The sequence below is a fragment of the Streptomyces corynorhini genome (genome assembly GCF_003346515.1).
Classification (GTDB): domain Bacteria; phylum Actinomycetota; class Actinomycetes; order Streptomycetales; family Streptomycetaceae; genus Streptomyces; species Streptomyces corynorhini.
The window spans coordinates 32021-42645 of the sequence record NZ_QQNA01000019.1; the positions used below are offsets into that span (position 1 = coordinate 32021).

The 10625-nt window shown below is 69.9% G+C and carries 6 protein-coding genes and 1 pseudogene; 4 read left to right on the forward strand and 3 right to left on the reverse strand.

The annotated features are described in order from the left end of the window. Window positions 1-76 precede the first annotated feature (76 nt). Complete coding sequence (locus DVH02_RS03425) at window positions 77-2599, forward strand: ATP-dependent Clp protease ATP-binding subunit (RefSeq protein ID WP_114622166.1); 2523 nt, start codon at window positions 77-79, stop codon at window positions 2597-2599. 101 nt (window positions 2600-2700) lie between these two features. On the opposite strand, the gene DVH02_RS03430 is transcribed toward DVH02_RS03425, so the two are convergent. After that, window positions 2701-5865, reverse strand: a complete 3165-nt coding sequence (locus DVH02_RS03430) for a serine protease (RefSeq protein WP_114622167.1) — start codon at window positions 5863-5865, stop codon at window positions 2701-2703. Further along, window positions 5862-6239 (reverse strand): trypco2 family protein, encoded by a 378-nt coding sequence (locus DVH02_RS03435; RefSeq protein WP_114622168.1) that lies wholly within the window; start codon window positions 6237-6239, stop codon window positions 5862-5864. The genes DVH02_RS03430 and DVH02_RS03435 overlap by 4 nt, the downstream gene beginning before the upstream one ends. A 557-nt stretch (window positions 6240-6796) precedes the next feature. Here DVH02_RS03435 and DVH02_RS03440 point away from each other — a divergent pair. Beyond that, entirely contained in the window at window positions 6797-7462 is a 666-nt protein-coding gene (locus DVH02_RS03440) for a M23 family metallopeptidase (protein WP_114622169.1), read from the forward strand. A gap of 86 nt (window positions 7463-7548) precedes the next feature. Here DVH02_RS03440 and DVH02_RS03445 read toward each other — a convergent pair whose 3' ends face one another. After that, on the reverse strand, window positions 7549-8139 hold the full coding sequence (locus DVH02_RS03445) for a TetR/AcrR family transcriptional regulator (protein ID WP_114622170.1): 591 nt from the start codon (window positions 8137-8139) through the stop codon (window positions 7549-7551). A gap of 121 nt (window positions 8140-8260) precedes the next feature. Between DVH02_RS03445 and DVH02_RS03450 the strand changes: the two genes are divergently transcribed. Together DVH02_RS03450 and DVH02_RS03455 are read left to right on the forward strand one after the other, a co-directional pair. Further along, complete coding sequence (locus tag DVH02_RS03450; RefSeq protein ID WP_114622171.1) at window positions 8261-9886, forward strand: MDR family MFS transporter; 1626 nt, start codon at window positions 8261-8263, stop codon at window positions 9884-9886. A 142-nt stretch (window positions 9887-10028) separates the two neighbouring features. Then, window positions 10029-10451, forward strand: a pseudogene (locus tag DVH02_RS03455) (VOC family protein); the annotation flags it as partial. Window positions 10452-10625 lie beyond the last annotated feature (174 nt).

Below are 10625 nucleotides of genomic sequence, written 5' to 3' on the forward strand. Positions count from 1 at the left end.
TGCGGGACTAAGCTGCGGAAGGACAGGGAGGGGACCGACCCCTTTACTGCCTGACCGCTCTGAGGAGCGATTAACGATGTTCGAGAGGTTCACCGACCGCGCGCGGCGGGTTGTCGTCCTGGCTCAGGAAGAAGCCCGGATGCTCAACCACAACTACATCGGCACCGAGCACATCCTCCTGGGCCTGATCCACGAGGGTGAGGGTGTCGCCGCTAAGGCCCTGGAGAGCCTCGGGATTTCGCTCGAGGCGGTCCGCCAGCAGGTGGAGGAGATCATCGGGCAGGGGCAGCAGGCCCCGTCCGGCCACATCCCCTTCACCCCCCGTGCCAAGAAGGTCCTGGAGCTGTCGCTCCGCGAGGCCCTTCAGCTGGGCCACAACTACATCGGCACGGAGCACATCCTGCTCGGCCTGATCCGCGAGGGCGAGGGCGTCGCCGCCCAGGTCCTCGTGAAGCTGGGCGCCGATCTCAACCGGGTGCGGCAGCAGGTCATCCAGCTGCTCTCCGGCTACCAGGGCAAGGAGGCCGCCACAGCGGGCGGTCCTGCCGAGGGCACGCCCTCCACGTCCCTGGTCCTCGATCAGTTCGGCCGGAACCTCACCCAGGCCGCCCGTGAATCCAAGCTCGACCCGGTCATCGGGCGCGAGAAGGAGATCGAGCGGGTCATGCAGGTGCTGTCCCGCCGCACGAAGAACAACCCGGTCCTCATCGGCGAGCCCGGCGTCGGCAAGACGGCGGTCGTCGAGGGACTGGCGCAGGCCATCGTCAAGGGCGAGGTGCCCGAGACCCTCAAGGACAAGCACCTCTACACCCTCGACCTCGGCGCGCTCGTCGCCGGCTCCCGCTACCGCGGTGACTTCGAGGAGCGTCTGAAGAAGGTCCTGAAGGAGATCCGCACCCGCGGCGACATCATCCTGTTCATCGACGAGCTGCACACCCTGGTGGGTGCCGGCGCCGCCGAGGGCGCGATCGACGCCGCGAGCATCCTCAAGCCGATGCTGGCCCGCGGTGAACTCCAGACCATCGGTGCGACGACCCTTGACGAGTACCGCAAGCACCTGGAGAAGGACGCGGCCCTTGAGCGCCGCTTCCAGCCCATCCAGGTCGCGGAGCCGTCGCTGCCGCACACGATCGAGATCCTCAAGGGCCTGCGCGACCGTTACGAGGCGCACCACCGCGTGTCCATCACGGACTCCGCGCTGGTCGCCGCCGCGACGCTCGCCGACCGCTACATCTCGGACCGCTTCCTGCCGGACAAGGCGATCGACCTGATCGACGAGGCCGGTTCCCGGATGCGCATCCGCCGGATGACCGCGCCGCCGGACCTCCGCGAGTTCGACGAGAAGATCGCGGGTGTCCGCCGCGACAAGGAGTCGGCCATCGACTCCCAGGACTTCGAGAAGGCAGCCTCGCTCCGCGACAAGGAGAAGCAGCTGCTGGCCGCGAAGACCAAGCGGGAGAAGGAGTGGAAGGCCGGCGACATGGACGTCGTCGCCGAGGTGGACGAGGACCTGATCGCCGAGGTCCTGGCGACGGCCACCGGCATCCCGGTCTTCAAGCTCACCGAGGAGGAGTCCTCGCGGCTGCTCCGCATGGAGGACGAGCTGCACAAGCGCGTCATCGGTCAGAAGGACGCCATCAAGGCGCTCTCGCAGGCGATCCGCCGTACGCGAGCCGGTCTGAAGGACCCCAAGCGCCCCGGCGGCTCGTTCATCTTCGCCGGTCCTTCCGGCGTCGGTAAGACCGAGCTTTCCAAGACGCTCGCCGAATTCCTCTTCGGCGACGAGGACGCGCTGATCGCTCTCGACATGTCGGAGTTCAGCGAGAAGCACACGGTTTCCCGCCTCTTCGGTTCTCCCCCCGGATACGTGGGATACGAGGAGGGCGGCCAGCTCACCGAGAAGGTCCGCCGCAAGCCGTTCTCCGTCGTCCTCTTCGACGAGGTCGAGAAGGCCCACCCCGATATCTTCAATTCCCTTCTCCAGATCCTGGAGGACGGTCGCCTGACCGACTCCCAGGGCCGGGTCGTGGACTTCAAGAACACGGTCATCATCATGACGACCAACCTCGGGACCCGGGACATCTCGAAGGGGTTCAACCTGGGCTTCGCCGCCCAGGGCGACACCAAGACGAACTACGAGCGGATGAAGAACAAGGTCAACGAAGAGCTGAAGCAGCACTTCAGGCCCGAGTTCCTCAACCGTGTCGACGACACGGTCGTCTTCCACCAGCTCACCGAGGAAGACATCATCCAGATCGTCGACCTCATGGTCGACAAGGTCGACGAGCGCCTCAAGGACCGCGACATGGGCCTGGAGCTGAGCCCGTCCGCGAAGTCGCTCCTCGCCAAGAAGGGCTACGACCCGGTCCTGGGCGCCCGGCCGCTGCGCCGGACGATCCAGCGGTCGATCGAGGACATCCTCTCCGAGAAGATCCTCTTCGGCGAGCTGCGCCCCGGTCACATCGTGGTCGTGGACACGACGGGTGAGGGTGACGCCAAGGAGTTCACCTTCCGCGGCGAGGAGAAGTCCCCGCTCCCGGACGCCCCGCCGATCGAGCAGGCGGCGGGTGGCGGCCCGAACCTGACGAAGGAGGCGTGAGCGTTCTCGCTCCACGCTGAGCAGTGCGAAGGGGCTGCCCCGGACCGTACCCACGGTTCCGGGGCAGCCCCTTTTCGCGCGTACGGGACCGGCGGGGCAGTTCAGTTCGTGGACCGGAAGGTGACGTGCAGCCCGGGGTGCGCGCGCAGGGGCGTCAGGTCCGGTGGCCGGGCCTCGGCGGACTCGGCGGACTCGGAGACGATGTCGAGAGTCGTGAGGGACGGAAACAGGCCGGGCAGGTGGGCCAGCCCGTCATGGTCCCCCGCCCTGAGGTGGAGCGTCAGCGAGGTGACCTGGGGCGCGGGGGGTGGTTCGGGGACGATACGGGTGAGCCAGAGGCATGAGTCGATGGACAGGTGGAGTCTCCGGAGCGAGGACCACTCCGGTAAGGACGAGAGGTCGATCGGGCGCCGGCAGACCAGTCCCAGGAAGATCACCTCGGGGTGTGCGGTGGGCAGCCGGTCCAGAGTCGAGTGGCCGTAGTCGAGGGTCACGTGCCGCAGGTGCGCAATCCGGCGTACCAGGCCGAGTTCGGCCTCGCCGAAGGCGCCCACCTCCAGGTCCAGCGCCGTGAGCGAGGTGTTCACCAGCCCGGAGAGGTCCCTCAGAGCGGGGCATCTGGCGATACTGAGACTCCGCAGCCCGGTGAGCCCCTGGAGGAAGGACACGTCCCGGAGCACCGGGTTGTCGCCGATGTTCAGCTCTTCGCATCCCGTGGCGGGGAGATACGCGCGCAGTTGCGCGGCGGTGGCGCCGACGAAGACGTCGACGGTCGACGGGGGCGGCAGAACGCGGAGGAGGCGCAGTTCGTCCAGGTCGGACACGGTGAGGACCACGCCGGTCAGCGACATACCGGCCAGCACCTCGCGGGCGTACCGCTCCATCGGGAACATGAACCAGCTCCCCGCGATGATCGCCCGTACCCCGGCGCTCTCGCGCCGGGAGAACCGCTGCGCGTAGGGAAGGGCGGCGGATCCGCCGACCACGCAGATGAGTTCGGCCACCTCCTCGGCGTCCTCGTGGGAGAGCCCGGACGGTTCGGGCAGAAACGGCAGCACATGCTCCCCGAGCGAGGCCAGTTCCTCCGTGTGCCCCCTGCCCCGGGGCGGCAGCAGCGTACGGATCCGGTCGGCGACCAGCTCGCTCACCGCCTCGTCCACCACGACCGTGTCGAGCAGGCAGTGCGCCGCGAGGACATACAGGGACGCGCGCCTGCCGCCGTAGGACGAGGCAGCCCCGTCGGAGAGCAGACCCTCGATCAGTTTCCGCGCCTCGTGCGGCCGGCAGTGGCCCACCGCCAGCAGGACCGTGTCCTGCCACTGCTCGTTGTGGGCGTTCTGGATCAGCTCGGACAGCGAGCCGCCCTCGATGAGCGCGCGGGCCGCCAGATAGTCCTGGAACGTGCGGTGGATGAACTGGATCTCGTCGTCCGCGCGCTCCTGGAGCAGCCCGGTGCGGTTGAGCAGATGGGTGAGAACCGTGGCCGCCGTGCCCTGCGTGCCGACCCTCGGCAGCCGCCGCAGCGCCACCTCGATCTGCCGCCGCGCGTCCTCACGGGAGAGCTGCGCCCGTCCGGCCCGTACCAGCCAGACCGCGAGGCACTGCAGCAGCTCCTGGTGCTCCTCGGCGCCCACCGTGATGCCCTCGGGGCTGCCGATCCCGCGCTGGGCGTCCCGGCTGCCGAGGAGCATCGCGAGCGTGGCGCGGTAGAGGTCCCAGCGGGTGTCCGGCAGCAGGCCGCCCCGACGGCGGTGCAGGGCGCAGATGACGGCGCAGAGCAGCGGCGTCTGGGCGAGGGTGCGCAGGGCGGTGTTCTGCCTGAACCGGGAACGCAGTTCCGTCTCCAGGCCGTCCAGTTCGGCGCGTTCGGCGTCCGCGCGCCGCCCGTCCCCGTACGCGTCGCATTCGAGCCGTGCCGCCCGGTGCCAGCCGGTCACGAACGCCTGGATGTCCTCGTCCCGCATGGGCAGGAGCTGGAGTTCGTCGAACCCCGCGGAGCGCAGCCAGTCCGCCTCGACCGCGAGGGGGCGCACGGTCGCCAGGCAGCGCGTGGCCGGGTACAGGTCCAGCACCTCGCCGAGCCACTGCCGGGCGTTCGCGCGTTCCGCGGGGGGCACCTCGTCCACGCCGTCGAGCAGCAGGAGGCCCCGGCCGGCCTCCAGTACCCGGCACACCCATCCCGGTGGCGGCTCGTCCGTCAGGACCTGCGCCACGGAGGCCAGTTGGGCCGGTCGCGGCATGCCGTGGCCCCGCGCGTGCACGGTGCGCAGCGGGATCACGAACGGCACCAGGCCGTTGAGGTCGGCCAGTTCGGGGCCCAGCGTGCCGCAGGCCGCGTGGGCCGCGAGCCACCAGACCAGGGTGGTCTTCCCCGCGCCCGCCTCGCCGCGCAGCAGGGCCCGGGGCCGGTTGCCCAGCAGCTCCTCGATCCGGCGGGGCGGGGCGGCGGAGGATCTGTACGCCGCATGCCGGTCCTGGGCCAGGCGGTCCCGGGGCCCGGCCTCCAGACTCAGGTACGCCGTATCCAGGTCCCAGCTGGCCTCGTTGGTGCCCAGTTCGTCGATGCCGAAGATACGCGTTTTGCGGTAGCGGGCCTTGACGGCCTTCGCGTATCCCTCCTCGAAACGCCGGTCGCGCGGGTGGACGTCGGTCACCGGCTCGATACGGAACGAGCCGCCGAGTCTGTGCGTGTCCAGGACCCCGTCCATCGACGCCCCCTCCACCCGCAGATGCGCCCGGCCGCGCGGGATCGCCGTCACGATCCCCAGCAGCACGGGCCCCGCGAAGACCGGCGCGCCCGAGAGCCCCCGGAGCGGTGAGCCGCCGTCGTGGCGGGCGGCGGCCGGGTGGTCCAGCTCGCAGACCAGCACGCCGCGGAGCGAGCCCGCCACCGGGAGGACGGTGGCGCGGTACTGGTCGAGTTCCAGGGCGCCGTCGTCCCCGTACCGCTGGATGCCGGGGAAGCCGATGATCCCGCAGTGCGGCAGCGGTGACTCGGTGTCGATCGAGCCGATACGGAGCCGGCCCAGCGGCGCGTGCTGTTCCGCGTCGAGGATCTCCCCGGCGACGGTGAGCAGGGCCGTATCGCGGTCCCAGTCGATCGACTGGACCTCGGCGGTCACCTGGCCCCGGCGGCGGGGATGGGCGATCGTCACCCGCTCGGCGTCGGTGACCACGTGTGCGCAGGTCAGTACGGTACGCGGCGTGAGCAGCACCCCGGTGCCCTGGGTCCCGCCCAGGACGGCGACGACCCGGGCGAGGCTCACCGTCCCCCGCCGCCGAATCCGGCCGTACTGCCCCGGTCCGGGTTGCCGACCCGCCAGGGCGCGCCGGTCCGGGCGTCCCGCGGCTTCAGCGTGAAGGCGACCTTGTGGGTGTGGCCGCCGACGCGGGCGCCGTCCGCGCCCGCTTCCACGACCCAGGCCCTGACCTTGAGCCCGCCCTTGATCTCCTTGCGGAGTTCGAGCGTGAACTCCATCTGGATGTCGCCGACCTCGAAGGCCAGGGGGCGGCCGGTGGCGCGGGTGGCGGCGTCGAGGAGCTGGTCGCGTACGGAGGCGATGGCGTCGGCGAGTTCGATGCCTTCGAAGCCGTGGTCGCCGCTGTCGCTGCCGTCAGGGCCGTCGGGCTGAGCGGTCATGCGGTGTTCCCCCTGGGTGAGCTGCGTGCGGTGCGGTGCCTGCGGTGCGGTGCCTGCGGTGAGCTGCCTGTGGTGCGGTGCCGCCGTCCGGTGCCGCCGTCCGGTCGAGCCTAGGGTTCCGCGCCCTCCCGTACCCGCCGTTTCCGACAGGACCTTCGTCCCGAAACGGACAGGCTTCGTACCCGGTGGCCGTGACAAGGCGCACAGGCGTTTTCGGCGCTACTAGCCGGAATAGTCAGCCCCCGCGGCACTGGGCGGTGACCTTCGTCCGTACGGCCCCCGAGGCGCTCGGCGGCAGGGCCCGGCCGCCGTCCCGGCCTGGTGGGTCGGCCGCCGCGTACCCCTTCGCGTAGGGCCGGGAGCGTCCGGATCGGCATATGCGCCAAGAGCTGCGACCGAGGTGGTTGAAGGGTCAAGAGGCGGAGGGCCATGGTGATTCCTACGACGCGATGTCGTAGATGGGGTGTTTTGGGATGGGGCAGGGGCCGGGTTACCAAGGTGGAGCAAGCCCGGTGCTTCGAGTGCCGGGTCCCTTTACGCCCGGAGGTTCTCCTCGTATGTCGCAGCGTGTGCTGTCCCGTCTCTCCCGCCCGTCCGCCCTTCGTACCCGTGCCGGTGTGCTGGCTGCCGGACTCGGGGTGTCGATGGCGGTAGGGGCCGGATCCGCGTTCGCCGCGACCAGCGGTGGCGACGTGCACTCCGGTTCGCCCGTCACGGCCGCCGCCGGCTCCGTCCACCAGCAGGTCACCACGGTCGGTGCGCAGGACGCCAAGGACGCCAAGAAGGCCGCCGCCAAGAAGGCCGCCACCTGGACCGGTCCCGTCAAGAAGTACACGCTGAGCGCGACCTTCGGCCTCGGCGGCTCCAGGTGGTCGCACAAGCACTCCGGCCAGGACTTCGCGGTGCCGATCGGTACGGCCGTCCACGCCGCGCACGGCGGCACCGTCGTCAAGGCCGGTCCCAACGGCGCCGGTGACGGCCCCGCCTACGGCAACGCGATCGTCGTCAAGCACGGCAACGGCACGTACTCGCAGTACGCGCACCTCTCGAAGGTCCAGGTGAAGGTCGGCCAGTCCGTCAAGACGGGCCAGCAGATAGCCCTGTCCGGCAACACCGGAAACTCCAGCGGCCCGCACCTGCACTTCGAGATCCGTACGAGCCCGAACTACGGCTCGGCGGTCAACCCGGTCAACTTCCTGCGCTCGGTCGGCGTGAAGGTGTGACCCGCACGCGCTGAAGGTGCGAGCCCCACTCCGTAGGAGTGGGGCTCGTTTCCGTGGGGGCGCCGCTCGTCTCCGCGGCGCGCGGCTCACTCCGAGCCGCGCCCCGTGACGCCGTGCGCGCGGTCCACCAGCTCGTAGGAGACCTCAAGGACGGCCTCGCGCTTCTCCTCGGGGTCTCCTTCGGCGTCCTTGAGGGCGAACATCCCGGCGTGGATCGTGAAGAGCGCGCTCAGGCAGCGGACCCGGTCGCTCAGGGGCGCGTCCGGCTCCTCCAGCAGCTCGCGCAGGTCCGCCATGCGCTCCTTGAAGGGCGCGCCGATCCGCAGATCGCGCAGGCTCGCCTGGTTCTCCTGGAGGAAGCGGAACATCGGCGCCGCGTCCGTCAGCATCCGGCTGTAGCGCCGCAGGACCTCGCGCTTGGTCTCCAGGGTCCGCGGTTGCCCGCGGCCCCAGGCGACCAGGTCGTCGACCGGCCGCGTCAGATCCTTGAAGATGCTGACGATGATGTCTTCCTTGGATTTGAAGTGGTAGTAGAGCGCCGCCTTGGTGACGTCCAGCCGCTCCGCGATCTCCCGGAGCGAGGTCTTCTCGTACCCCTGCTCGGCGAACAGTTCCAGCGCGACGTCCTGGATGCGCTGGCGGGTGTCGCCCCGTCGCGGGTGCTGGGTGCTGCCCATGCTGCTCTCCCGAGGATTTAACTTACTTGACGCCCGGCAAGTAAAGGTCTACCTTCCCCCAGTGTAGTCAGCTTGCCGGGCGGCAAGTAAGTCCAGGGCGGTAGGCAGGGGAGTGGGAGAGATGAGTACAACCGACAAGCAGGCGGAGGAGACTCCGGGGAAAGCGGCCGGGGGGGCCGGGCCGACCGGGCCGGCGGGGCCGGAGACGGGCCCTCGGCCCCGTAGCGTACGTGTGGTGCTGCTCGCGCTGATGATCGCGATGCTGCTGGCCATGCTGGACAACATGATCGTCGGTACGGCGATGCCGACGATCGTCGGCGAACTCGGCGGACTCGCACACCTGTCCTGGGTGGTGACCGCGTACGCCCTGGCGACCGCCGCCTCCACCCCGATCTGGGGCAAGCTCGGCGACCTCTACGGGCGCAAGGGCGTCTTCCTCGCCTCGATCGTGGTCTTCCTGATCGGCTCCGCGCTCAGCGGCATGGCCCAGGACATGAGCCAGCTCATCGGCTTCCGGGCCGTCCAGGGCCTCGGCGCCGGTGGTCTGATGGTCGGTGTCATGGCGATCATCGGCGACCTCATCCCGCCCCGCGAGCGCGGCAAGTACCAGGGCATGATGGCCGGCGTCATGGCGCTCGCCATGATCGGCGGTCCGCTGGTCGGCGGCACCATCACCGATCACCTCGGCTGGCGCTGGAGCTTCTACATCAACCTGCCGCTGGGCGCGGTGGCGCTGATCATGATCACCGCCGTACTGCATCTGCCCGCCAAGGACCGCTCGAAGGCCAAGATCGACTATCTCGGCGCCGGGCTGCTGACGGTCGGCATCACCGCGATCGTGCTGGTCACCACCTGGGGCGGTTCCGAGTACGCCTGGGACTCCGCGACGATCCTGCTGCTGATCTTCGCCGGTGTCGCCGCGCTCGTCGGGTTCGTCGCCGTACAGCGGCAGACGGCCGAGCCGATCATGCCGCTGCACATATTCAACAACCGCAACTTCTCACTGATGTCGGTGATCGGCTTCCTGACCGGCTTCGTGATGTTCGGCGCGGTCCTCTTCCTCCCGCTGTACCAGCAGGCCGTCCAGGGCGCCTCGGCCACCAACTCGGGGCTGCTGCTCCTGCCGATGCTGCTGTCGATGATGGTCGTCTCGTTCGTCGCGGGCCGGGTCACCACCAACACGGGCCGGTACAAGATCTTCCCGATCATGGGCAGCGGGCTGATGGTCGCCGGGCTGTTCCTGCTCGCGCAGATGGACACCGAGACCTCCCGGCTGACCTCCGGCCTCTACATGGCGGTGCTCGGCGCCGGCATGGGCTTCCTGATGCAGATCACCATGCTGGTCGCGCAGAACAGCGTCGAGATGAAGGACATGGGCGTCGGCTCGTCGACGACCACCCTCTTCCGTACGCTCGGCGGCTCCTTCGGAGCGGCGATCATGGGCGCGCTGTTCACCAACCGGGTGCAGGACGAGATGTCCCGGCTCGGCGGCTCCGCGGCGGGCGCCGCCTCGCAGTCCGCGCAGCTGGACGCGGCGAGCCTGGCGAAGCTGCCCGAGGTGGCGCGCGAGGCGTACCAGCACGCGGTGTCGACCGGTACGCACGCGGCGTTCACGCTGGGCGCGGCGATCGCGGTGATCGGCTTCGTGGCGGCGTTCTTCGTCAAGGAGGTCCCGCTCAGGGGAGGCGGACCGCAGAGCCCCGGCGAGACGCCCGCGGCCGAGGGCAAGGTCCCCCAGGCCGCGTGACCCCTGCGCCGCCCGTAGGGCACTGACCTCGGTACGACTGACAACGGCTCCCCGGCGTACACCGCGCCGGGGAGCCGTTGTCAGTGGTGCGTGCCAGCATCGGTCATGGGGGAGAGCACGGACCGCCACGAGGGAGCACACCATGATCAAGGGTCTTTCGATCGCCACGGTCTGGGTCCTGGACCACGACCGGGCGAAGGAGTTCTACACCGAGAAGCTGGGTCTGGAGCTGCGCGCCGACATGACGATGGGCGAGGGCGGGGCGCGCTGGGTGACGGTCGGCGCGCCGGACCAGCCGGACCTGATGCTGACCCTCATGGTGCCCGGCGCCCCGGCGATGGACGAGGAGTCGGCCGCCGCGGTCAGGAAGCTGGTCGCCAAGGGAGTGCTCGGCGCGGGCGCGCTGGCCACGGACGACGTGCGCGGGGACTACGAGCGGCTCAGGGCGCGCGGGGTCGAGTTCGTCCAGCCGCCGCGGGAGCGGCCGTACGGTACGGAGGCGATCCTGCGCGACGACTCGGGGAACTGGTTCTCCTTCACGCAGCGGCGCGAGAGCGACGACCTGGACCTGAGAGCCTGTCGGGTGACCTCTGATCGGGCGGCCACGCCCTGGCCCGCACGCTTCCCGCGTTGCCGAAATGCCCTAGTAGCTCCGCTACGAGGACACTCCGGCGCCTTGGAATCGCACGCACCAGACCGCGTCCGCTTTCCGATCGAAGGTCACCCGACAGGCTCTGAG

Coding starts and splice junctions, on each gene's coding strand:
- DVH02_RS03435 (WP_114622168.1), bottom strand. CDS start 6,239: ATGACCGCTCAGCCCGACGGCCCTGACGGCAGCGACAGCGGCGACCAC.
- DVH02_RS03445 (WP_114622170.1), bottom strand. CDS start 8,139: ATGGGCAGCACCCAGCACCCGCGACGGGGCGACACCCGCCAGCGCATC.
- DVH02_RS03450 (WP_114622171.1), top strand. CDS start 8,261: ATGAGTACAACCGACAAGCAGGCGGAGGAGACTCCGGGGAAAGCGGCC.
- DVH02_RS03425 (WP_114622166.1), top strand. CDS start 77: ATGTTCGAGAGGTTCACCGACCGCGCGCGGCGGGTTGTCGTCCTGGCT.
- DVH02_RS03440 (WP_114622169.1), top strand. CDS start 6,797: ATGTCGCAGCGTGTGCTGTCCCGTCTCTCCCGCCCGTCCGCCCTTCGT.